Source organism: Pseudomonas sp. 14P_8.1_Bac3, from assembly GCF_025466085.1.
GTDB lineage: Bacteria > Pseudomonadota > Gammaproteobacteria > Pseudomonadales > Pseudomonadaceae > Aquipseudomonas.
In genome coordinates this window covers 41,696-63,881 of the sequence record NZ_JANLOD010000066.1, presented here as the reverse complement: position 1 = coordinate 63,881, position 22,186 = coordinate 41,696, and the positions used below count along the sequence as shown (strand labels likewise).

General features: G+C 60.8%; 19 protein-coding genes and 1 pseudogene. 13 read left to right on the top strand and 7 right to left on the bottom strand.

Annotated elements, in window-relative coordinates; all coding sequences use genetic code 11:
* Window positions 1-77: 77 nt before the first annotated feature.
* Window positions 78-647, bottom strand: coding sequence for an antibiotic biosynthesis monooxygenase (locus NTD84_RS21400; RefSeq protein ID WP_262169682.1), 570 nt, complete (start codon window positions 645-647; stop codon window positions 78-80).
* A gap of 211 nt (window positions 648-858) precedes the next feature.
* Between NTD84_RS21400 and NTD84_RS21395 the strand changes: the two genes are divergently transcribed.
* Window positions 859-1,818: a MerR family transcriptional regulator gene (locus NTD84_RS21395; RefSeq protein WP_262169680.1), complete on the top strand. Its 960-nt coding sequence runs from the start codon at window positions 859-861 to the stop codon at window positions 1,816-1,818.
* A 1-nt stretch (window position 1,819) separates the two neighbouring features.
* On the opposite strand, the gene NTD84_RS21390 is transcribed toward NTD84_RS21395, so the two are convergent.
* A complete protein-coding gene (locus tag NTD84_RS21390; RefSeq protein ID WP_262169678.1) occupies window positions 1,820-2,425 on the bottom strand; it encodes a hypothetical protein in 606 nt (201 codons plus the stop codon).
* 54 nt (window positions 2,426-2,479) lie between these two features.
* A complete protein-coding gene (locus tag NTD84_RS21385) occupies window positions 2,480-2,956 on the bottom strand; it encodes a PAS domain-containing protein (protein WP_262169676.1) in 477 nt (158 codons plus the stop codon).
* A gap of 104 nt (window positions 2,957-3,060) precedes the next feature.
* Here NTD84_RS21385 and NTD84_RS21380 point away from each other — a divergent pair, with 104 nt between their 5' ends.
* The 4 genes from NTD84_RS21380 to NTD84_RS21365 all read left to right on the top strand — a co-directional run bounded on the left by NTD84_RS21380 (window position 3,061) and on the right by NTD84_RS21365 (window position 6,548).
* The gene (locus tag NTD84_RS21380; protein ID WP_262169674.1) at window positions 3,061-3,519 is read left to right on the top strand and encodes a flavodoxin; all 459 of its coding nucleotides are present in this window, start codon (window positions 3,061-3,063) and stop codon (window positions 3,517-3,519) included.
* Window positions 3,520-3,688: 169 nt separating this feature from the next.
* Window positions 3,689-4,471 carry a class II aldolase/adducin family protein gene (locus NTD84_RS21375; protein WP_262169672.1) on the top strand — a complete coding sequence of 261 codons (783 nt, stop codon included), beginning with the start codon at window positions 3,689-3,691 and terminating at the stop codon, window positions 4,469-4,471.
* On the top strand, window positions 4,471-5,373 hold the full coding sequence (locus tag NTD84_RS21370) for an alpha/beta fold hydrolase (protein ID WP_262169670.1): 903 nt from the start codon (window positions 4,471-4,473) through the stop codon (window positions 5,371-5,373). The genes NTD84_RS21375 and NTD84_RS21370 overlap by 1 nt, the downstream gene beginning before the upstream one ends.
* Window positions 5,374-5,636: 263 nt before the next feature.
* On the top strand, window positions 5,637-6,548 hold the full coding sequence (locus NTD84_RS21365; RefSeq protein WP_262169668.1) for an SDR family oxidoreductase: 912 nt from the start codon (window positions 5,637-5,639) through the stop codon (window positions 6,546-6,548).
* Window positions 6,549-6,604: 56 nt separating this feature from the next.
* Here the strand turns inward: NTD84_RS21365 and NTD84_RS21360 are convergent, their stop codons facing one another.
* Window positions 6,605-7,372 (bottom strand): N-acetylmuramoyl-L-alanine amidase, encoded by a 768-nt coding sequence (locus tag NTD84_RS21360; protein ID WP_262169666.1) that lies wholly within the window; start codon window positions 7,370-7,372, stop codon window positions 6,605-6,607.
* A 588-nt stretch (window positions 7,373-7,960) separates the two neighbouring features.
* Between NTD84_RS21360 and NTD84_RS21355 the strand changes: the two genes are divergently transcribed.
* The 3 genes from NTD84_RS21355 (at window position 7,961) to NTD84_RS21345 (ending at window position 13,841) form a co-directional block, all read left to right on the top strand.
* Window positions 7,961-9,754: a DUF1302 domain-containing protein gene (locus NTD84_RS21355; RefSeq protein WP_262169664.1), complete on the top strand. Its 1,794-nt coding sequence runs from the start codon at window positions 7,961-7,963 to the stop codon at window positions 9,752-9,754.
* Window positions 9,755-9,777: 23 nt separating this feature from the next.
* Window positions 9,778-11,145 (top strand): DUF1329 domain-containing protein, encoded by a 1,368-nt coding sequence (locus NTD84_RS21350; protein ID WP_262169662.1) that lies wholly within the window; start codon window positions 9,778-9,780, stop codon window positions 11,143-11,145.
* A 140-nt stretch (window positions 11,146-11,285) separates the two neighbouring features.
* Entirely contained in the window at window positions 11,286-13,841 is a 2,556-nt protein-coding gene (locus tag NTD84_RS21345) for a LuxR C-terminal-related transcriptional regulator (RefSeq protein WP_262169660.1), read from the top strand.
* A 51-nt stretch (window positions 13,842-13,892) separates the two neighbouring features.
* Here the strand turns inward: NTD84_RS21345 and NTD84_RS21340 are convergent, their stop codons facing one another.
* Window positions 13,893-14,687: an IclR family transcriptional regulator gene (locus NTD84_RS21340; RefSeq protein WP_262169658.1), complete on the bottom strand. Its 795-nt coding sequence runs from the start codon at window positions 14,685-14,687 to the stop codon at window positions 13,893-13,895.
* Window positions 14,688-14,850: 163 nt separating this feature from the next.
* On the opposite strand from NTD84_RS21340, the gene hmgA reads away from it, so the two are divergent.
* The 4 genes from hmgA (at window position 14,851) to NTD84_RS21320 (ending at window position 19,600) form a co-directional block, all read left to right on the top strand.
* Window positions 14,851-16,155 carry a homogentisate 1,2-dioxygenase gene (hmgA, locus tag NTD84_RS21335; protein WP_262169656.1) on the top strand — a complete coding sequence of 435 codons (1,305 nt, stop codon included), beginning with the start codon at window positions 14,851-14,853 and terminating at the stop codon, window positions 16,153-16,155.
* 3 nt (window positions 16,156-16,158) lie between these two features.
* Entirely contained in the window at window positions 16,159-17,463 is a 1,305-nt protein-coding gene (fahA, locus tag NTD84_RS21330; protein ID WP_262169655.1) for a fumarylacetoacetase, read from the top strand.
* A 12-nt stretch (window positions 17,464-17,475) separates the two neighbouring features.
* Window positions 17,476-18,111: a maleylacetoacetate isomerase gene (gene maiA, locus NTD84_RS21325; RefSeq protein ID WP_262169653.1), complete on the top strand. Its 636-nt coding sequence runs from the start codon at window positions 17,476-17,478 to the stop codon at window positions 18,109-18,111.
* 127 nt (window positions 18,112-18,238) lie between these two features.
* Window positions 18,239-19,600 (top strand): MFS transporter, encoded by a 1,362-nt coding sequence (locus tag NTD84_RS21320; RefSeq protein ID WP_262169651.1) that lies wholly within the window; start codon window positions 18,239-18,241, stop codon window positions 19,598-19,600.
* Window positions 19,601-19,655: 55 nt separating this feature from the next.
* Here NTD84_RS21320 and NTD84_RS21315 read toward each other — a convergent pair whose 3' ends face one another.
* A complete protein-coding gene (locus NTD84_RS21315) occupies window positions 19,656-20,459 on the bottom strand; it encodes a SirB1 family protein (RefSeq protein WP_262169649.1) in 804 nt (267 codons plus the stop codon).
* A gap of 174 nt (window positions 20,460-20,633) precedes the next feature.
* On the opposite strand from NTD84_RS21315, the gene NTD84_RS21310 reads away from it, so the two are divergent.
* Complete coding sequence (locus tag NTD84_RS21310) at window positions 20,634-21,653, top strand: Glu/Leu/Phe/Val dehydrogenase family protein (RefSeq protein WP_262169647.1); 1,020 nt, start codon at window positions 20,634-20,636, stop codon at window positions 21,651-21,653.
* Between the two features lie 164 nt (window positions 21,654-21,817).
* On the opposite strand, the pseudogene NTD84_RS21305 reads toward NTD84_RS21310, so the two are convergent.
* A pseudogene (locus NTD84_RS21305) lies at window positions 21,818-22,072 on the bottom strand (YebG family protein); the annotation flags it as partial.
* Window positions 22,073-22,186 lie beyond the last annotated feature (114 nt).

Genomic DNA, 22,186 nt, shown 5'->3' with positions numbered 1-22,186 from the left:
CAAAACTATACCAGTGCGCGGCCGCTGTGCGCGGCTTTCCTGTAGGAGCGAGCAGGCTCGCTCCTACAGGACGGGCGTTATCGATTCTGGTGAGTGGGTTCGGCGGATAAGCGCCGCGCTTGAGGGCTGTTCAACCAGCCGGCCAGCAAGTGGGTCGACAGCGGAATGAAGAAGTAGACCATCAACGGCGTCAGGCACAGCGTGCTGACCAACACCCGAGGCAGCAGGGTCATTTCGCCGAGCAACGGCCCGAGTGCAAAGTTGAACAGCAACGACACTGGAAAGAACGCCAGCCAGATGGCCACCGCCTGTTTCCAGCGTGGTGGGCGAAGGCCTGCGGCACCGAACCAGCCTTCAATGCCGCTCACGCGATGTTCGGTCTTGTGCGCAAACAGGTCGCTGCCGCGTGCCAGCCAGGCGGTACGCGAGGCGGAATGCTCCCAGGCGTGCATGGTCTGCTCGTTGGCAAAGCGGAAAATAATCTGGAATTCGTCATCGTCGGGCGGTGGGGCGAGCACGCCTGAGCCGAGATAACCGTGGAAATCGGTGGCCAGCTGTTCGCCTTCGCGCAACCAGGCCATCAAGTCCTGATAACGCCCATCGGCGACGCGGCGCGCAACCATCAGCGTGACGGGTGAGGTAGACATTATGTATCTCCGTAAGACTAACGCGTCACTCCGGGTAGGAGTTTCGCCAGGCGTAGCGCCGGGGTGGTGGGCTACGTCTCGGAACAAGCAAGGATTATTCCCGATTCTACAGGTTATGCGCCTGACGAATGTCGTTGATCTATGCCTTGAATGATCATGGGGTAGACGAGGTAGTATAGGATCCAATCAATACACGGACGTTCACCGCCTCATGCCTGTCCTGACTGACGATGTCACTGACTCCGAGAACGCAGTTCCCCTTGAACGGGAAGAGCTGTTTCCGATTCGCGAGGTCTCGCGGCTGACCGGCGTCAACCCGGTCACGCTACGGGCGTGGGAGCGCCGATATGGTCTGATCCAGCCGACGCGCACCGAAAGTGGACATCGGTTGTACGCGATGGCTGATATCGAGCGGGTCCGCAGCATCCTCGGCTGGCTCGACCGCGGTGTCGCCGTCAGCAAGGTCGGCAAGATCCTGGCCAAGGCCGCGCCGCTTCAGGCGCTGTCGCACATCATCCCCAACGAAGTGGTGCAAGCCGATTACGCGCAATGGCAGCAGCAACTGCATGCCGCCGTCAGTGCCTTCGATGACGTTCAACTGGATCTGGTCTACGGACAGATCTTCTCCAGTTATTCGCAGTCGGTAGTTTTTCAGGACATTCTGATGCCGCTCTGGAAGCTGTTGTTACAGCGCCAGGATCAATTCGGCCAGACCAGCGAATGGCTGTTCTTCGACGGCTATTTGCGCACCCGGGTTTTGCAACGTTTGCTGCTGATGCGTCACTTGCAACCACGGCCGGTGATCGTCAGCGCACTGGCCGGTCAATGCCGCGAACTCGAATTGCTGGTGGCGGCCTTGTTCCTGAGTTGCAATGAGATGGGCGTGCGCTTGCTGACCATTGGCCAACCGCTCGACGAGCTGACGCTGGTGTGTGAAAAAATCAAACCGCAGGCACTGGTACTGTTTTCCAACCACGCCCCCGCTCCCGACCTGGCACGTCGTCTCAACCGACTGGCCATGAGTCTTGATTGCCAGTTGATGCTGGCCGGTGATGCATCCGACCTGGCACAGGACAGCCTTGCCGGAACGTCGATCGGCTGCCTGGGGAATGAGGGCGTGGTGATGCGCCAACGTCTGAAACAGTTCCTGGCGGGGAGCCTGGATACCTGAATCAGAGGTGCAGGGCGGGGTGCGTCAGCCGATGCTGTTGAAGGATGTACTGGCGCAGGCGCTCGGTTTCGTCGGTGTCGCTCTGACTCAACTGATAGGCGTAGAAACCGTTCTCGGTTTCTTTCTCGAAGGTGCCGCGCATCGCGATCCGCTCATAGCCCGACGGGCTGAACCACAATGCGAAATGCTTCGGCGGTTTGGTTTTGTTGCGAACTTCCAGCAGCACGCCTTTGAACGACACCTCATGCACCCACATCGTACCGGGCTGGCCACTGGCGTTTTCCAGGGCGACCGGCTCTTCGAGCACCAGACGCCATGGCCGGACCGAAGGCCCGTCTTCGTAGATGCTGGGAACACCGAGGCGTAAATGCAGCGCATGAAACTCGTCTTCCACCAGATGCAGAGGAAAGGTCATTTGCTGGTTTTCGAAATTGGCCTGGATGGTGACTTGCTCATGAGCAGCAAGGCGCGTGAGCAGGTCACGAATTTGCGAACCACCGTTAACGAGCAGGCTCGAAGTCGCATCCCGCACATTGAGTTGCGGGTTGTGTTGCATGGTCTGGATGAAATCCAGCTCATCCTGGGTCAGGAGTGCGTCACGTTGCATGATCTGCTCGAAAGAAATAGTTACAAAGCCAACGGTGATTGTAGTTAATGACAATTAGTTAGTGGTTTTGTTTTTACCGTTCGTCGCTTTTAGTTGATCGAGCTCTTTTTGCAGCTCGGCGACTTGCGCCTCCAGTTGCGTGACTCGCTGCTGCGCCTTGACCTGAACGCTGACATCTTTTTGCACACCCACAAAATAAGTCTGGCCGTCACTCGGGTTTTTCACCGTCGAAAGCGACAGCTCATTCCAGAACGGCGTACCGTCCTTACGGTAGTTACGGAGGGTTTCCCGGCAGGCACCTCCCCGGCTCAACGTTTCGCGAATCACCGCGAGCGCCTTCTGGTCACGGTCGCCGGCCTGCAGGAAACGGCAATCCTGATACAGGATTTCCTCGCTGCTGTAGCCGGTCATGCGTTCGAATGCCGGGTTCACATAAATCAGGATGTCGTCATGTTCGCCTTCCTTCTCGGCGATCACGATGCCGTCGTTGGACGCGTTGATCACCATTTGCAGCAGTTGGGCGTTGATCATAAAGGTGGTCACTTCCTGTTCAATAGACGCGTTTCATTCTAAAAGAACAATCGGGACCTTGCTGTTAATATCCCGGTCTTTTATCCAGCTTCAGGATCAGATTGATGAAAGTCGCCATCCTTTCCGGCTCGGTGTACGGCTCGGCTGAAGAAGTCGCCCGCCACGCTGCGAACCTATTGAAAACCGCAGGTTTCGAAACCTTCCACAACCCGCGCGCGAGCCTCGCCGATCTCCAAGCCTATGCCCCCGATGCCTTTCTGGCGGTGACGTCGACCACCGGCATGGGTGAACTGCCAGACAACCTGCAACCCTTGTATTTCGCCATTCGCGACCAGTTGCCAGCGGCCTGGCGCGGTTTGCCAGGCGCCGTGATCGGCCTCGGTGATGCGAGCTACGGCGACACGTTCTGCGGCGGCGGCGAGCTGATGCGTGAATTGTTCGGTGAGCTGGGCATTCGCGAAGTACTGCCGATGTTGCGTCTGGATGCCAGCGAAAGCGTGACGCCGGAAACCGATGCCGAACCCTGGCTGGCGCAGCTGATCACGGCGCTGCAGGCCGGTTGAGCCCGTTGGGGCGCCGTTGCTGGCGGCGGTCCTTTGGACATGGATCCAGACTAGTTGGCGCACTGACTCGCTCGGCCATCAAGCTGGCTGCCAATGCAACTACGCGAACCGCGAGGGCTGACTAGACTGCTTCACGTGAGCAAAACAATAAGAACAGGAGTTCCGTGCCGTGAGCGTAGCCCCCGTCCAACCGCCCCACAGTGTCAAAGATCAGGTCAGTGCCGCCGAGTGGCAGACCCGTGTCGATCTGGCCGCCTGTTATCGTCTGGTCGCTTCTCATGGTTGGGATGATCTGATCTTCACTCACATTTCTGCCAAGGTACCCGGCACCGAAGACTTCCTGATCAACCCGTTCGGGCTGATGTTCCATGAGATCACTGCGTCGAGCCTGGTCAAGGTCGATCAGGCCGGAAACAAGCTGATGGATAGCCCCTACGAGATCAACCCGGCGGGCTACACCATCCACAGCGCCGTGCACGAAGTGCGTCACGATGTGGTTTGCGTGCTGCACACCCATACCGCGTCGGGCGTTGCGGTGTCGGCGCAGAAGCAAGGCATCTTGCCGATCAGCCAACAGTCGCTGTTCGTCCTGTCCAGCCTGGCCTATCACGCTTATGAAGGCGTTGCGCTGAACCATGAAGAGAAAGCGCGACTGCAAGCCGACCTTGGCGAAAACAATTTCCTGATGTTGCACAACCACGGTCTGCTTACCTGTGGCGGCACCATTGCCGACACGTTCCTGATGATGTTCACCTTTCAGCGGGCCTGCGACATCCAGGTGATGGCGCAGACCGGCGGTGCAGAATTGATCGCAATCGAACCGCAGATTCTGGCGGGCGCCAAGGCGATGATCGCCGGCGTCACCAAAAGTGCTCAAGGCATGGGCGGCACACTGGCCTGGCCAGCGTTGCTGCGCAAACTCGATAAACAGGATCCGGGGTATAAATTCTGATGCCTCTCGCCGAAATCCCGCTGTGTGTGTGGCGCAAGCGCGCCCAGACGTTCATCTTCCGTGGCCATACCATCCGTTACTGGACGGCGGGGCAGGGTGAGCCGCTGTTGCTCATCCACGGTTTTCCGACCGCCAGCTGGGACTGGCATTACCTGTGGCAGCCGCTGGCCCAGCGCTATCGATTGATCGCCTGCGACATGCTCGGCTTCGGTGATTCCGCCAAACCGATGAACCACGAATACAGCCTGTTGGAGCAAGCCGATCTGCAACAGGCATTGCTCGCGCATCTGAATATTCAACAGCCGGTTCATGTGCTCGCCCACGATTATGGCGACAGCGTGGCCCAGGAACTGCTGGCCCGGCATTACGATGCCCAGATCAATCTCGCCAGTTGCGTGTTCCTCAATGGCGGCCTGTTCCCGGAAACCCATCGTCCGGTGTTGATGCAGAAACTATTGCTCAGCCCGTTGGGCTGGATGATCGGCCGAGCCTTTTCACGGGATGCGCTGGTGAAGAGTTTCCGGCAGATTTTCGGTCCGCAGAGTCGACCGACCGAGAGTGAAATGGATGATTTCTGGAGCCTGGTGGACAGTAATCACGGACCTCGGATCATGCATAAACTGATTGCCTACATTCCCGAACGGCGGGTCCAGCGCGAACGCTGGGTCAGTGCAATGCAGCGCGGCGAGGTGCCGCTGCGGGTGATTGATGGCGAGGTCGATCCGATCTCCGGCGCGCACATGGTCCAGCGCTATCGAGAGTTGATCCCGAACCCGGATACGGTGCTGTTGCCTGGTGTTGGTCACTACCCACAAACCGAGGCCCCGGCGCTGGTGCTCAAACACTACCTGGCCTTTCGCGACCAGCTGGTCTGCGCACCGCTCAAAGTGGCCTGCTCGTAACGGCCGAAGCCTTGCCGGTCATTCGTCCTGCGGGGACGCCATCGCCGGCAAGCCAGCGCCTACCGTTTTTGTGATGTCTGGTAGTTCGAGGTTGCCCCAATCGTTTAGGCGCCAGCTTGCTGGCGATCGGCGGTGACTCGGTTGACGTCCGTATCATCCCGCTACCTTATCGCGCACCATTCAGCCTTCCCGTATTCATTGTGACCCGCAGCGGCGTGCCTGACACTCGGACGCATTGTCCTTGGCCTGCTGGAGTCCTCCCAATGAATGAGTCTGTGCGCTTCGAAGATAAAGTCGTGATCATTACGGGGGCCGGCGGCGGCCTCGGGCGCGCCCATGCGCTGCTGTTCGCGAAACAGGGCGCCAGGGTGCTGGTCAACGATCTCGGCGGCTCGACCCAAGGCGAAGGCGCCAACGCGTCTGCCGCCGACCGGGTCGTAGCGGAAATCCGTGACGCTGGCGGCATCGCCGAGGCCAACCACGACTCCGTCACCGACGGCGACAAAATCGTCCAGAACGCCCTCGACGTGTTTGGCCGCGTCGACGTGGTAGTCAACAATGCCGGGATCCTGCGGGACAAGACCTTCCACAAAATGGAAGATGCCGATTGGGACCTGGTTTACCGCGTTCACGTCGAAGGTGCCTACAAAGTCACCCGGGCCGCCTGGCCGCACCTGCGCGAGCAAAACTACGGCCGGGTGATTTTCACGGCGTCCACGTCCGGCATCTACGGCAACTTCGGCCAATCCAACTACGGCATGGCCAAACTCGGCCTCTACGGCCTGACCCGCACGCTGGCCATCGAAGGTCGCAAGAACAACATCCTGGTCAACGCCATCGCCCCCACCGGCGGCACGCGCATGACCGAAGGCCTGATCCCGCCGCAAGTGTTCGAGCAACTCAAGCCGGAGCTGGTCAGCCCGCTGGTGGTGTACCTCGCCAGCGAAACCTGTCAGGAAACCTCCGGTCTGTTCGAAGTCGGCGGCGGCTGGATGGGCAAGGTGCGCTGGGAGCGCAGCCTCGGCGCCGGGTTCGATCCGCGGGTTGGTTTCTCGCCGGAAGACGTGGCGGCGCACTGGCAGCAGATTTGTGATTTCGAAAGGGCGGCACATCCGAAGGACAACATCGAAGCCCTGAGGGAAATGATGGGGAACTTGCAGAAGTATTCGCTTTAACGGCGTGAACAAGGCCATCGTCGATGGCCTTGCTGGTGTTGATCTTCATACCCTGTTCAGGGGAAGTACTTGCTCACCAGCGCCGCCAGATTCGCCGCTGTTTGCGCGTCCATGATCCCGTCGTAATTCTCCGGACGAAAGTGTAACTGGAAGGCCCGAACCAGTTGGGTGAAGCCTTGTTCGGTTCCTGCGCCGGAGACGTCATACCCATAGGTCTTGAATAATTTCAGCAGTTCGCTTCGGGCCGGAATGGCTGTTTCGGTATAGCGTTCGAGGAAGGTATTCCGGGTGGCTTCGTCATACCAGGCGCCGATACCTTTCAAATAAAGCGCATGCCAGGGAAACTGCGGCCCCGGATCACTCTTGCGGCCGGGTGCAATATCGGAATGGCCCAGCACACGCGTAGGCGTGATATCCGGATAGCGTTTCAGGATATTCCGCGCCAATCCTTCAATCGCCGTAATCTGCGCCGGGTGATAGGGCGGAAACGCGAACACGCTGTCTTTGAACGTCGCCAGGTTGACGATTTCTATACCGATGGAGGTGTCGTTCAATTGGCTGCGATTGGCCCAGCTACTGACGCCGGCGTGCCATGCGCGATTGTTCTCATCGACCAGGTTAAATATTTCCTGCTCTGTAAAACCTGCATCCAGGTAAGTCTGATCGGTAATGTCGGGGACCAGGTAGTGGGCACTGACGTTCGGTCCTGTCAGTGTGCTGATCGAGCTGGAGAAGTCGGCGGCTGTGTAGTGAAACGTCAGAAAGCGAATCCGGCCGTTGAAGCCTTTTATAGAGCGGTACTTGTTGTAAATAATGGGTTTCATAAAAAGTGCTCGTGATAAATAAGTTCAAGTAGGCGCACGCAAATGAACGTGGACCTCTGTGAGCTTTGATCATTCGGCACTTCTCATGTTTACAGGTTGGAGTAGTCACTTTCCGAGAGTGCTGTAGGCGTGAAAAACGTCGCCCATAAAAAAGGCCGCTGCAAGCGCAGCGGCCAAAGTAAGACGTTGGATCAAGGAGCTACAAATCAACGTCAGTGAACACGGGGAGATGAGTCGAAGCGTTCGATTCATCTGAAAACGTTCGCCAATGGCGAGGACTGATCATGCGGCAGAGGCTTCACCGCGACCGCCAGGCAAGAATAAGCGCTTGAGCCCAAAGGAAAAATAGCGATTCCAGACATGCAGTGTTGCAGTCTCGGCAACAGTCCCACGCCCCCAAAACGCCAACTTCACCTCATGCGATTCGCTGATAGCGCGTCATCCAGACCGTTCATATCCCGCGCATCCCCCCGTTGCGCAAGGCCATTCATCCTTTAGAGCGACACAACGAATACCTCCTTGGTGCGCTTATCGCCCCGCACTGGCGGCAGTAGGGTGTGGCCTTCTGTCACTCACCGGGGAAGACGCATGACAAAAACAACAATGCGCGCCATCTTCACGCCGCAGGCGCTGGCCACTGCGGTTGCCTTGGGGTGCTGCGCCCAGGCGCAGGCCGTTTCATTCAACATTGGGGAAATCGAAGGGACGTTCGACTCCTCGCTGTCGGTCGGCGCGAGCTGGGGCATGCGCGATGCCGACCGTTCGCTGGTGGGCATAGTCAACGGTGGGACGGGGCAGGCGTCCACCGGTGATGACGGAAGACTCAATTTCAAGAAAGGCGAAACCTTCTCCAAGATCTTCAAGGGCATTCATGACCTGGAGCTGAAATACGGCGACACCGGGGTGTTCGTGCGTGGCAAGTATTGGTACGACTTCGAATTGAAGGACGAAGACCGCGCGTTCAAACCCATCAGCGACCACAACCGCAAAGAGGGCTCGAAGTCCGCCGGTGCGGAGATTCTCGATGCCTTCGTCTATCACAACTATTCCATTGGCGAATTGCCGGGCACGGTGCGCGCCGGCAAGCAGGTGGTCAGTTGGGGTGAAAGTACCTTCATCGGCAACTCGATCAACAGCATCAACCCGATCGACGTTTCCGCGTTCCGCCGCCCCGGCGCGGAGATCAAGGAAGGCCTGATTCCGGTGAACATGTTGTTCGCTTCGCAGGGCCTGACCGACAAGCTCACCGTCGAGGGCTTCTATCAGTTGGAGTGGGACCAGACCGTCCTCGACAACTGCGGCACCTTCTTTGGCGGTGACGTGGCGGCGGACGGTTGCACCACCGGATACACCGTCGCCAGCCCGGCGATCGCACCGTTGCAACCGATCGCCGCGGCGTTCGGGCAGGGCTTTCAGGTCGGCCGGGAGGGCGTGATCGTGCCCCGTGGCGGCGATCGCGATGCCCGTGATTCCGGGCAATGGGGCACGGCACTGCGCTGGTTGGGCGACGACACCGAATACGGCCTGTACTTCATGAACTACCACAGCCGTACGCCGAACGTCGGCACCACCACTGCCGGACCGGGGACACTGGCGCGAATTCCTGGCATCGTCGCGGCGGCCAACGCCATCGCCCCCGGCAGCGGTTCTGGTCTGGCTCAAAGCGTGATGCTCGGTCGCGGCCAGTATTACCTCGAATACCCGGAAGACATCCGCCTCTACGGCGCGAGTTTCTCCACCACCTTGCCCACCGGCACCGCATGGACCGGCGAGATCAGCTACCGGCCCAACCTGCCGGTGCAAATCAACAGCACCGACCTGACCCTGGCCATGCTCAACCCGATTGCCGGCGGCACGCTGTCGCCGATCGCCACCCGTCCCGGCGCTGACAACAAAGGCTATCGCCGCAAGGAAGTGACGCAGGTCCAGAGCACGCTCACGCACTTCATCGACCAGATCGCCGGCGCGGACCGCCTGACCCTGGTGGGCGAAGCCGCGGTGGTGCATGTCGGCGGGCTGGAAGACAAGAGCAAGCTGCGTTACGGCCGCGATTCGGTGTACGGCCAATATGGTTTCGGCGGTGACACCGACGGGTTCGTCACCTCGACCTCCTGGGGTTATCGCGCCCGGGCGATCCTCGATTACAACAACGTCATCGCCGGGATCAACTTCAAACCCAACCTGTCGTGGTCCCACGACGTCGCCGGTTACGGCCCCAATGGCCTGTTCAACGAAGGCGCCAAGGCGATCAGCGTCGGCGTCGATGCCGACTACCGCAACACCTACACCGCGAGCCTCAGTTACACCGATTTCTTCGGCGGTGACTACAACACCCTGAAGGATCGCGACTTCCTGGCGCTGAGCTTTGGCGTGAACTTCTGATCTGGCTGAGAAGGATGATTTCCATGCGCAAGATGATTCTGCAATGCGGCGTTCTGGCCCTGAGTCTGTTGGCCGCCAACGTGATGGCCGCGGTGTCGCCGGAAGAAGCGAACACACTCGGCACCAGCCTGACACCGGTGGGCGCCGAGAAGGCCGGCAACGCCGATGGCTCGATTCCGGCCTGGACCGGCGGCCTGCCGAAAAACGCCGGCGCGGTGGACAGCAAGGGTTTCCTCGCCGATCCGTTTGCCAATGAAAAACCGCTGTTCACCATCACCGCGGCCAACGTCGACCAGTACAAGGACAAGCTGTCCGACGGCCAGATCGCCATGTTCAAGCGCTACCCGCAGACCTACAAAATCCCGGTCTATCCGACCCATCGCACCGTGGCCTTGCCGCCGGAAATCTACGAGTCGGCCAAGCGCAGCGCGCTCAACGTGACGCCGATCAACGACGGCAACGGCCTGGCCAATTTCACCGGCAATCGCTACTACGCCTTCCCGATTCCGAAGAACGGCGTCGAGGTGATCTGGAACCACGTTACCCGTTATCACGGCGGCAACCTGCGCCGCACCGTTACCCAGGCGACGCCGCAGTCGAACGGCGATTTCACCGTGATCCGCTTCAAGGATGAAGTAGCGGTGCCGTACCTGCTGGGAGATCTGAAGCCCGGCAGCGACGACAACGTGCTCAACTATTTCAAGCAGGAAGTGACCGCACCGGCGCGCCTGGCGGGCAACGTGCTGCTGGTGCATGAGACCCTCGATCAGGTCAAGGAACCGCGCAAGGCCTGGATCTACAACGCCGGCCAGCGACGCGTGCGGCGTGCGCCGCAAGTGGCGTATGACGGCGTCGGTACATCGTCCGACGGCCTGCGCACCACCGACAATTTCGACATGTTTTCCGGCGCGCCGGATCGCTACGACTGGAAGCTGATCGGCAAGAAGGAGATGTACATCCCTTACAACAGCTACAGGCTCGACTCGCCGAATCTCAAGTACACCGACGTGATCAAGGCCGGGCACATCAATCAGGACCTGACCCGCTATGAGCTGCACCGGGTCTGGGAGGTGGTGGCGACGGTCAAGCCCAACGAGCGGCACGTGTACGCCAAGCGTCACATGTACATCGACGAAGACACCTGGCAAGTGGCGCTGGCCGATCACTACGACGGTCGCGGGCAACTCTGGCGCGTGGCCGAAGGGCACGCTCAGTTCTATTACGATCACCAGGTGCCGGCCTATACGGTTGAAGCGCTGTATGACCTGATCGCCGGTCGCTACATCGCCCTGGGCATGAAGAACGAGGAGAAGCGCAGCTTCGAATTCGGAATTGATGCTAAAGCAGGTGACTACACGCCCGCAGCACTGCGGAGTACAGGCGTGAGGTAACCATTCCTACGGGCTTTACAGAAAAAGGTGACTTTGCGGTCACCTTTTTTATAACGGTCGATCAGTGTGTTGAATACTTCTTCAACAAGCCGTGTGGAGAAGACTAGGGTGGCGCCACAACAATAAAAAGGCGCACCCCTATGACTGCCATGACGCCGTGTCCGGACCGTCCTGGATTCCTGCCCCGTCTATCGTCCCATCACCTGTCTCGCGAGCGGTTGATCGAGCCGTTACTGGCCTCGACCGCACGGGTGAAACTGCTCTGTGCGCCGGCCGGCAGTGGCAAGAGTGCATTGCTCGTCGAATGCCTGCTGCGCGCGCCGCAATCGTGCCACATCTGTTGGCTGCCGTTGGCCGGGGCGTCGATCAGCGCAGCTGAATGTTGTCAGCGCCTGACCCTCGCATTAGGCGTGGCCGCGACGGACGAGTCCGAATTGCTCGCGTACCTGGCCCTATTACAAACGCCGACCTGGCTGTGCCTGGATGACTACTGCCGCACACCCAACCCGGAACTGGATCAGCTGCTTGATCGCTTGCTGGCCATCAATAATCCGATGGTCACCTGGTGGCTGAGTGCGCGCCGCCGTCCGCCGTGCAATTGGCCACGACTGTTGCTCGCCGATGAACTCTACGACTGCGAGCGCGAAAGCCTGGCCTTCACCCAAACCGAAATCGCCCGGCTGTTGCATCACCTGGAACCGGAGCAGGCGGCCAAACGAGCCAACCGGATTATCGAACTGAACGGTGGCTGGTGCGCGGGCGTGCGGATTGCGCTGCTGCAAAAATGCGACGGGTCGCACAACGAGCACCTGCAAGGTCGACCGGACACGCTGCACGATTACCTCGAGCACGAACTGTTCGGCATGCTGACTTCGGAGCAGGCCGAAGCCTGGCGCGTGCTGGCCCATCTGCCGCGTTTCAATGCGCGCCTATGCGAGCACTTGTTCGGTGCCGGTGAGGGCGCGCAATGCCTGAACACGTTGCAGGCGCTGGGTTGCTTTATCGAGCCCTGGCGGGATTCCAGCGACTGGCTGCAGATTTTCGCCCCACTCAGCCGGTTGATGCGCGAAGAACAATGGCCTGAAGGGCGGTCCTGGCATCGTCGCGCCTGTCAGTGGTTCGCCGCCGAACTCGACTGGAAAGCCGCGTTTGAACAAGCCTTGCTGGCGGAAGAATTCGAAGTCGCGGTCAGCCTGTTGCAGCACTTCAGTTTTGAACAGCTGTTCGAAGAGCAGACCGTAGTGCTGTTGTTGCGCCTGCATGAGCGCCAAGGCGAAGCGTTGATGCTGGGTTCGCCGCAACTGGTGGGGCTGATCACCGCGGCGTTGCTGTTTGCCGGACGGTTCGAGCAGGCGGACGAATGCATCGAGCATTTATCGCGCTTCACGCCGCAACCGTCGGCGCCCGAGCAACGGCAACTGGTCGCGCGTTGGCAGGCGCTGCAGGGCTGGCTCCTGCATTTGCAGGGACGGATGGAGCCCTCGCGCATCCACTTGCTGGCGGCACTCGAATCGCTCGGACCGGAGCTCTGGGGCATTCGGCTGATGTGCTTGTCCGGCCTGACTCAGCAAGCCCTGCTCAGGGGGAAACTCGACGTTGCCCAGGCCCTCAACCGTGAGGCGCTGTGCCTGGCGCGGGCGCAAAGTTCGTTGGTGTTCGAAGGGCTGCTGGAGCTCGATCATGCGCAGTTGCTTGAGCAGCGCGGGGCCTGCGCCAGGGCCGAATTGCTGTTGGCGAACATGCATGACCTGCTGGTCCAGCAGCAACCGCTGGCCGAACCGCTACTGGGACGGATTGCCTTGCGGCGTGGGCGCTTGAGTCTGTCTCAGGGCCAGGATGCCAAGGCCGCTGCGTATTTCCAGCGCGGCCTGCCAATCTGCCTGCGCAACCACGACAAACGCGTGCTCTACGGCTTTCTCGGCCTCGCGCAACTGGCGGCCAATCGCCTGGATTACGCCGAGGCGTTTGTGCTGTTGCGTGATGCCGAGCGGTTGATGCAGCAGCGGCGGATTCCCGACACGGTCTACCGTGGCGTGCTGCTGCACATCAGCAGCCATTTCTGGCTCCAGCAAGGGCGTCCGGAACTGGCTCACGAAGCCCTGACCCGATTGTTGCGTCACTATCAAGGCCCCCGCGCACGACAGGCACCGCCAGCGACCCTTGAACTGATCCCCAGCCTCGAATATCTGCTGGTGCTGACCGAGGTGTATCTGGGACAGGCGCACACACCGTCGGACCGACTCGATGACCTGCTGCAGTGGGCGCGGCAGCGGGGGATGTCGGGGTTGCAAGCGCAATTGCACCTGGCGTTGGCCGAAGTCGCCTGGCTGTCGGGGGACACGTCGATGGCCCGAGAGTCGTTGCAGGAAGGCCTGGCGTTGATCGAGCGCTGCGATCTGCGACAGACATTGCGCGATCTTCAGTTGCGCCAGCCCCGGTTGCCGGAGGCCATCGGGCATACCGGGTCGGGTCAACCTGCCGAAGCGCCGCCCCCGCTGCAAAACCGATTGAGCCAGCGGGAAATAGAAGTTCTGGAGCTGGTGGCGTTGGGTAATTCCAATCAGCAGATCGCCGATCAGCTGTTCATTTCGCTGCACACGGTGAAAACCCATGCGCGGCGAATCAACGGAAAGTTGGGGGTGGAGCGCAGGACCCAGGCGGTGGCGAGGGCGAAAGTGCTGGGGCTGGTTGTTTGAACATGCCCGAGCCCGACGCCCACGAACCCATGCCGCTGGAGTAACGTCGCTTTAACCGGAAGCGGCCGCAGGCTCATGGCCCATCCGCCAACTCACGGCCTGCGTCGCCGCGAGCAGGCGCTGCGCTGCCGGACCGTTTTCGTCGGCGTGGAACAATGAAGTCGGGCCAACAATGGTGATCACTGCCGCGACGTTACCGACCGCATTGAACACGGGCGCCGACAAGGCATCGACCCCCGGCATCAATAAACCGTGCACATGATGCAGGCCGCGTTCGCGGATCTGCTCGCACAACGCGGCATACACCTGATCATTCGCCAGCGCATGGGTGGCAGTGCCGTGCAGTTCCTGCTCGCGCAGGTCCACGGTTTCGCGCTTCGGCAGGTAGGCGCCGAACACCAGCCCTGTGGACGAGCTGAGCAGCGGCAGCACCGAGCCCAATTGCGTCACCACCGTCACTGCGCGCACCGCCGGTTCGATGTGCACCACGGTCGCGCCCTGATTACCCCACACCGCCAGAAAACAGGTTTCGTTCAGTTCGTCGCGCAGTTCGGCCAAGGGCACGGCGGCGACTTTCACCACGTCCATACTGTTGAGTGCGGCCAACCCGACACGCAAGGCTTCGCGACCCAGGCCGTAGTGGTTGGTGGCGCTGTTCTGCTCGGCAAAACCGCTGGCGATCAATGCCTGCAGATAGCGATGGACCTTGCTCGCCGGCATTTGCACGTGCTCGGCTAGGCGCGACAACGATGTCGAGGGCGACAACTCGGCCAGGGCCTTGAGGATGTCGGTGCCGACCTCGGCCGAGCGGACCTTCTGTTTGTCGTTATTGCGCGGGGTTTCCATGGGGCGATCTGATCCGGGACGAATGGGCGTCTTTATAGCTTGACGGTCACTACCAATCAAATTACGTTGTGCGTAATCGAATTACGATAAAAATAACCCAGGCGTACCAGGACCTCTTCGACAGAGCGATGGGCCATCGCCTACTCCCTGTTCAGGAGGCTCCATGAACCTCGATTCAACGGCGCCAGCGCTGGTTTACCAGTCCGGCTTCGGCAACGAATTCAGCAGCGAAGCGTTGCCCGGCGCACTGCCCGTCGGCCAGAACTCCCCGCAAAAAGCCCCGTACGGTCTGTACACCGAACTGTTTTCCGGCACCGCGTTCACCATGGCCCGCAGTGAAGCGCGGCGCACCTGGATGTACCGCATCCAGCCGTCGGCCAATCACCCGGCGTTCGTCAAACTTGAGCGGCAACTGGCGGGCGGAGCGTTGGGGGAAGTGACCCCGAACCGCTTGCGTTGGAACCCGTTGGACATCCCGAGCGAGCCCACCGATTTCATCGATGGCCTGGTCAGCATGGCGGCCAATTCGCCGGCGGAAAAGCCGGCCGGCATCAGTATCTACAGCTATCGCGCCAACCGCTCCATGGAGCGCGTGTTCTTCAATGCTGACGGCGAATTGTTGCTGGTGCCGGAGCAGGGTCGCCTGCGCATCGCCACCGAACTGGGGGTGCTGGAACTCGAACCGCTGGAAATCGCCGTGTTGCCGCGAGGCCTGAAATTCCGCATCGAACTGCTCGACCCGCAAGCGCGTGGCTACGTCGCCGAGAACCACGGCGCGCCGCTGCGCCTGCCGGACCTCGGGCCGATTGGCAGCAACGGCCTGGCCAATCCCCGGGACTTCCTGACCCCGGTCGCCCATTACGAACACCCTTCGCAACCGACCCCGCTGGTACAGAAATTCCTCGGCCAGTTGTGGGGTTGCGAACTCGATCATTCGCCGCTCAACGTGGTCGCCTGGCACGGCACCAATGTGCCGTACAAATATGACCTGCGCCGTTTCAACACCCTTGGCACGGTCAGTTTCGACCATCCAGATCCATCGATTTTCACCGTCCTGACCTCGCCGACCAGCGTCCACGGCCTGGCTAACCTGGACTTCGTGATTTTCCCGCCACGCTGGATGGTCGCCGAGAAAACCTTCCGTCCACCGTGGTTCCACCGCAACCTGATGAACGAATTCATGGGCCTGATCAAAGGTGTGTACGACGCCAAGGCTGAAGGCTTCGTGCCCGGTGGTGCGTCGCTGCATAGTTGCATGAGCGCCCACGGCCCGGACGGCGAAACCTGCACCAAGGCGATCAACGCCGAACTGGCCCCGGCGAAAATCGATAACACCATGGCCTTCATGTTCGAGACCAGCCAGGTGCTGCGCCCGAGCCGGTTCGCCCTCGATTGCCCGCAACGGCAACCCAACTACGACGCTTGCTGGGCCTCGCTGCCCGCCACTTTCGACCCGACCCGGAGATAACCCATGACTCAGACTTCCATCACTCGCAGCTGGGTTGCCTCCGCCAACGGCCATGCCGATTTCCCCCTGCAAAACTTGCCGCTGGGGGTGTTCAGCGTGAACGGTTCGGCACGGCGCAGCGGCGTCGCGATCGGCGAGCATATTTTTGACCTGGAAGCGGCGCTGGAGGCCGGACTGTTCGAGGGCGCTGCCAAAGCGGCCGTCGAAGCCACGCGTGGCGGTCAGCTCAACGGATTTTTCGAACTCGGCCGCGAGGCCCGGGTTGCCCTGCGCGAACGCCTGATCGAACTGTTCAAGGAAGGCAGCACCCTGCACGGCACGCTCGAAGCCCAGGGCGCGAAACTGCTGCCGCTGGCGACCCACTGCGAACTGCACCTGCCGGCGAAGATCAACGACTACACCGACTTCTACGTCGGCATCGAGCACGCGCAAAACGTTGGCAAACTGTTCCGCCCCGACAATCCGCTGCTGCCGAACTACAAGTATGTGCCGATCGGTTATCACGGCCGTGCGTCGACCATTCGGCCGTCGGGCACCGACGTGCGCCGCCCCAAAGGCCAGACCTTGCCGGCCGGTCAGACCGAACCGACCTTCGGTCCGTGCGCACGGCTGGATTACGAACTGGAACTGGGCATCTGGATCGGCCAGGGCAACGCGATGGGCGACTCTATCGCCATCGGTGACGCCGCCGATCACATCGCCGGTTTCTGCCTGCTCAACGACTGGTCGGCGCGGGACATCCAGGCCTGGGAATACCAGCCGCTGGGGCCGTTCCTGTCGAAGAGTTTCATCACCAGCATTTCGCCATGGGTCGTGACCGCCGAAGCGCTGGAGCCATTCCGTCGCCCGCAACCGGCGCGCCCTGCAGGTGATCCGCAGCCGCTTCCATACCTGCTCGATAAACGTGATCAGGCGGCTGGCGCCTTCGACATTGAACTGGAAGTGCTGCTGCTCACCGAAACCATGCGTGAACAAAACCTGCCGGCCCATCGCCTGACGCTGAGCAACACCCGACACATGTACTGGACCGTCGCGCAAATGGTGGCGCATCACAGCGTCAACGGTTGCCAGTTACAGGCCGGTGACCTGTTCGGTTCTGGCACCTTGTCGGGGCCGGAAAACGGTCAGTTCGGCAGCCTGCTGGAAATCACCGAAGGCGGCAAAAAGCCGATCGAACTGGCCTCCGGCGAAGTGCGTAAATTCCTTGAGGACGGCGACGAAATCATCCTGCGCGCCCGGTGCAGCCGCGATGGTTTTGCCTCCATCGGTTTCGGCGAGTGCCGCGGCAAAGTGCTGCCGGCGCGCTAAGAGGATCGGCGCATGGAACTCTATACCTACTACCGTTCGACCTCGTCTTACCGGGTGCGTATTGCGCTGGCGTTGAAGGGGCTGGACTACCACGCGCTGCCGGTCAACCTGATCGCACCGCCCGGTGGCGAGCATCGCCAGCCAGCGTACCTGGGCATCAACCCGCAAGGCCGGGTGCCAGCCTTGCGCACCGATGAAGGCGAATTGCTGATCCAGTCGCCAGCGATCATCGAGTACCTGGAAGAACGTTATCCGCAGGTGCCGCTGCTGTCCAAAGACCTCGCGGCCCGCGCCCATGAACGCGGTGTGGCAGCGGTGATTGGTTGCGATGTTCATCCGTTGCACAACGTCAGCGTACTGAATCGGCTGCGCCAGTCGGGGCACGACGAAGCGCAGGTGGCGGAGTGGATCGGCCACTGGATCAGCCAGGGGCTGGCGACGGTGGAGCAGTTGATTGGCGACGATGGATATTGCCTGGGCGAGGGGCCGGGCGTGGCGGATGTGTACCTGATTCCGCAGCTGTACGCGGCGGAGCGCTTCAACATTCCGTTGGAGCCGTACCCGCGGATTCGCCGGGTGCAGGCGTTGGCCGCCGCGCATACCGCGTTCATAAAAGCACATCCGTCCAACCAGCCAGACACCCCTTAAAGGCATCACACCAATCCCGTAGGAGCGAGCTTGCTCGCGATGAACGTTGACGCGGCATTTCTGAAAGACCTTGGCGTCTGGATCGCGAGCAAGCTTGCTCCTACAAAAAACAAAACAGGTACCTGCGATGCACAATCAGATTGCCAGCTTCCGGGCAGCACTCGACGCCCGTCCTGTGTCCCGCTATCAGTGGTTGATCCTGTTGCTCCTGGCGTTGTTGCTCGTCACCGACGGCTATGACGCCCAGGTGCTCGGTTATGTGGTGCCGGCGCTGGCTCAGGATTGGGGCCTGGAGAAAGCCGCGTTCGGGCCGGTGTTCAGCGCCAACCTGCTGGGCTTGACCCTCGGTTCTCTCGCAGTAACACCCTTGGCGGACCGGTTCGGCGTACGCCGCATCCTGCTCTGCTGCGTGCTGATCTACGCCAGCCTGACCGTTTTGATGGTCTTCGCCGATTCGTTGAATACCCTGATGGCCGCGCGTTTCATCTGCGGTATCGGCATGGGTGGCGCGATGCCCAGCGCCATGGCGTTGATGTCGGAATACTCGCCGCCACGCCTGCGCACCTTGATGGTGACGTTGGCCGCGTGTGGATTTTCCTTGGGTGGCGCGGCGGGCGGGTTTGTCGCTGCCGGGTTCATCGACAGCTTTGGCTGGCAGGCGGTATTCCTCGCCGGCGGTGTGACGCCGTTGCTGTTGTTCCCGCTGCTCGTGGGGTTCTTGCCGGAGTCGTTGCCGCGATTGTTGCGCGATGCCCCGCCGTATGCGCGTTTGCGCAAAGTCTCCGCACGCATGCTGCCGGATTGGCAGCCCCCCGTGGCTTCGATCGCGCAAAACGAGCAGGAATACGGCAGCAAACTGACAGTGGTGGAGTTGTTTCGCAATGGCTACGCGCGGCCGACATTGCTGATTTGGGCGACGTTTTTTGTCAGCCTGATTCTGTTGTATTTCATGATCAGCTGGTTGCCGTCGTTGCTGCTGGACAGTGGCCTGAAACTCAACGAAGCCAACCTGGTGACCTCGATGTTCCTGTTCGCCGGCACGCTCGGCGCCATCGGCATGGCCTGGTACGCCGACCGGCTGAAAAGCAAGGTGCGTCTGCTTTCGGGGATTCTGGCGGCGGCAGCGGCGTGCACGATCTTGCTGGGGTTGAATCACGACAACCCCGGTTATCTGGTGGCCTGCGTGTTCGCGGCGGGGTTCTGCATCATCGGTGGGCAACTGACCCTCAATGCCTTCGCCAGCAATTTCTACCCGGCCCACGTCCGCGCGACGGGCACCGGTTGGGCGCTGGGCGTGGGCCGCTTCGGTTCGATTCTCGGGCCGTTGTTTGGCAGCATGCTGCTGGCGATGCACATCCCGGTGCAGCAGATTTTCTTTTTCTGCGCGATCCCGGCGGTCATTGCGGCGTTGCTGATCATTCAGGTGCGTTCGCCCGCAGACGCGGCGCAATCCTCTCTAGGAGCCCGGCTTGCCAGCGATGAACGATAACGCGGTGATCGTGCCCCTGTAGGAGCGAGCATGCTCCTACAGGGGATGATGTGGGTCAGTGGACGATGGAGTTGGGCGGCAGGTGGCCCAGGCGCTCAGTCAGGCGGATCCGCTGGATTGGGTCGTCGCTGAGCAGCAGCGCGTGTTCCAGGTCGAAGCGCTCGGCGTTCGGGCAATCCAGTCGTTGGTAGAGGCTGGCCCGGGCCAGGTAATCGGCGGCGCTGGCGTTGCCCAGTTCCAGAACGCGTTCGGCGTCGATAAGCGCACCGATGTAATCGTCGTGGGACAGGTGCAACTGGCGCAGGTTGCGGGATAAGCGCTGGAGCATCTGCACCGGTTCAGCCGTGAGCAGGTGGTCCGCGCTGAGTTTCATGTTCGGGCCGTACTGGCGCTGCAGCAGCTCGCGACAGTCGTTGGGGTACAGCCGGCGTCCGCCGCACGGATCGAGCAGATGGTCGGCCCCCGGCACCCGCAGCAGGAAATGCCCAGGGAAGTTGACCCCGACCAGCGGAATCTCCAGGCCTCGGGCCAGTTCCAGCGCAATCAACCCCAAGGCCAGGGGTTGTCCGCGCCGACGCTCCAGCACTTTGTCGAGCAACGCTGCTTGCGGGCGCAACGGCGTGAAGTCGTCCTGGGCGAAACCCAGATCATTCAGGCGGCGCAGCAGCGGTTGTGCCAGTTCGCTCACCGGCAGCATCGGCAAGCCATAACTGACCCGTTGCTGCAGATCCCGGAAGTCAGCCATTACCCGTGCCGGATCAACTTCCTTGTCGTGTTCAACCGCCATCCACAGCGCCGCCTCGAACAGCGCGGGCGGTGATCGTTGCAGGCAGTCGAAAAAACGTTGGCGGGGCGTCATCGAAATCTCCGGGGAATGCCTCGTTTTAGCCCCGTCGCCGGCATTCGTCCAGTGCCAAGCCAGGTTATGCCGGAAACCCTTGAACAGCGGCGACGCTTATTCCGGTGCGCTTCTGCAATTTTTGGGCGCGAGCCTATACTGGCGACTACAAGAAGTGATTCGGGAGCCTTTACGATGTTCGCTCTCATGCAAAGCACTCGCCTTGAATCGCTGCATCTGAGCGTCGACCCGGTCACCGGGTTGAAGGCGGTCATTGCCATTCATAACAGCCGTCTCGGGCCTGCCCTGGGAGGTTGTCGTTACCTTGCCTACCCCGACGACGATTCCGCGGTCGAGGATGCCATTCGCCTGGCCCAAGGCATGAGTTACAAAGCCGCGCTGGCCGGTCTGGCGCAGGGTGGTGGCGTGTCGGTTATCGTTCGACCGATCCACGTGGAAAACCGCGCCGCGCTGTTCGAGGCGTTCGGCCGCTGCATCAATCAGCTCGACGGGCGCTACATCACCGCGATCGACAGCGGCACGTCCGTGGCGGACATGGATTGCATCGCCCAGCAGACCCAGCATGTCACCAGTACCACCTCGGCAGGCGACCCGGCACCTCACGCGGCGATGGGCGTTTTCGCCGGCATTCGTGCCACCGCCATGGCCCGGCTGGGCAGCGACAACCTCGAAGGTCTGCGCGTGGCCATTCAAGGCCTGGGCAACGTGGGTTACGCCCTGGCCGAACAGTTGCACGCCGCCGGTGCCGAACTGCTGGTCAGCGACATCGATCACGGCAAGGTGCAACTGGCGATGGAGCAACTCGGCGCGCATCCGGTTGCCAACGATGCGTTGCTCAGCACACCGTGCGATATTCTCGCGCCCTGCGGCCTCGGCGGCGTGCTCAACAGCCACAGCGTGACGCAACTGCGTTGCTCGGCGGTGGCCGGTTCGGCGAACAACCAGCTGTCCCATCTGGACGTCGCCGATCAACTGGAGCGGCGGGGCATCCTGTATGCACCGGATTACGTGATCAATTCCGGTGGGCTGATCTACGTGTCGCTCAAGCACCGAGGCGAAGAACTGACGACCATCACTGCGCACCTGTCGAAAATCAGCTCGCGGCTGACCGAGGTGTTCGCCCACGCCCAGGCGGAAAAACGCTCGCCGGCACGGGTGGCGAATGAGTTGGCGGAGAAAGTCCTGTACCGCTGACTCCTGCATTTTCCACCGGACATGAAAAAGGCCCTGAGCCATTTGACTCAGGGCCTATTCAATTCGGGCGTTACCTACTTCGGCGCTTTCGCGGCCTTGGCTGGCTTGGTCGGTTCAGGGGCCGCAGCCTCTTCCACAACCGGTGCAACCTGTTCCACGACTTCCGCTGGCGCATTGATCAGCTCGGACAATGCATCCGGCTGGCTCTTGAACGCCTTGGCAAACACATCGCGGTTCTTCGCCATGTAGATCCCGGCTTCTTCCACTTGCTGCTCGCTCAGGGACGGAACGGCTTTTTGCAACACTTCAGCCAGCAATTCGGCCAGTTCGAGCATTTTGTCATGACGGTCAGCTTCGGCTTTATCCATGAACAAGCGCTCCAGATCTCGGCTGCTGCGGTATACCACTTCGACGGCCATTCACCACCTCACATGCCTTCACGATAGTTGTCTGTTTCGACTACTGTATTTATATACAGCGAAAAGGATAAGCGAATCCCTGCCCTTTGGGTAGTGGCTTTTTAATGTAGACCG

Bases quoted from the DNA above. Each gene is read 5' to 3' on its own strand.
- NTD84_RS21400 (WP_262169682.1), bottom strand. From the start codon at position 647: ATGTCTACCTCACCCGTCACGCTGATGGTTGCGCGCCGCGTCGCCGAT.
- NTD84_RS21395 (WP_262169680.1), top strand. From the start codon at position 859: ATGCCTGTCCTGACTGACGATGTCACTGACTCCGAGAACGCAGTTCCC.
- NTD84_RS21390 (WP_262169678.1), bottom strand. From the start codon at position 2,425: ATGCAACGTGACGCACTCCTGACCCAGGATGAGCTGGATTTCATCCAG.
- NTD84_RS21385 (WP_262169676.1), bottom strand. From the start codon at position 2,956: ATGATCAACGCCCAACTGCTGCAAATGGTGATCAACGCGTCCAACGAC.
- NTD84_RS21380 (WP_262169674.1), top strand. From the start codon at position 3,061: ATGAAAGTCGCCATCCTTTCCGGCTCGGTGTACGGCTCGGCTGAAGAA.
- NTD84_RS21370 (WP_262169670.1), top strand. From the start codon at position 4,471: ATGCCTCTCGCCGAAATCCCGCTGTGTGTGTGGCGCAAGCGCGCCCAG.
- NTD84_RS21365 (WP_262169668.1), top strand. From the start codon at position 5,637: ATGAATGAGTCTGTGCGCTTCGAAGATAAAGTCGTGATCATTACGGGG.
- NTD84_RS21360 (WP_262169666.1), bottom strand. From the start codon at position 7,372: ATGAAACCCATTATTTACAACAAGTACCGCTCTATAAAAGGCTTCAAC.
- NTD84_RS21355 (WP_262169664.1), top strand. From the start codon at position 7,961: ATGACAAAAACAACAATGCGCGCCATCTTCACGCCGCAGGCGCTGGCC.
- NTD84_RS21350 (WP_262169662.1), top strand. From the start codon at position 9,778: ATGCGCAAGATGATTCTGCAATGCGGCGTTCTGGCCCTGAGTCTGTTG.
- NTD84_RS21345 (WP_262169660.1), top strand. From the start codon at position 11,286: ATGACTGCCATGACGCCGTGTCCGGACCGTCCTGGATTCCTGCCCCGT.
- NTD84_RS21340 (WP_262169658.1), bottom strand. From the start codon at position 14,687: ATGGAAACCCCGCGCAATAACGACAAACAGAAGGTCCGCTCGGCCGAG.
- hmgA (WP_262169656.1), top strand. From the start codon at position 14,851: ATGAACCTCGATTCAACGGCGCCAGCGCTGGTTTACCAGTCCGGCTTC.
- fahA (WP_262169655.1), top strand. From the start codon at position 16,159: ATGACTCAGACTTCCATCACTCGCAGCTGGGTTGCCTCCGCCAACGGC.
- maiA (WP_262169653.1), top strand. From the start codon at position 17,476: ATGGAACTCTATACCTACTACCGTTCGACCTCGTCTTACCGGGTGCGT.
- NTD84_RS21320 (WP_262169651.1), top strand. From the start codon at position 18,239: ATGCACAATCAGATTGCCAGCTTCCGGGCAGCACTCGACGCCCGTCCT.
- NTD84_RS21315 (WP_262169649.1), bottom strand. From the start codon at position 20,459: ATGACGCCCCGCCAACGTTTTTTCGACTGCCTGCAACGATCACCGCCC.
- NTD84_RS21310 (WP_262169647.1), top strand. From the start codon at position 20,634: ATGTTCGCTCTCATGCAAAGCACTCGCCTTGAATCGCTGCATCTGAGC.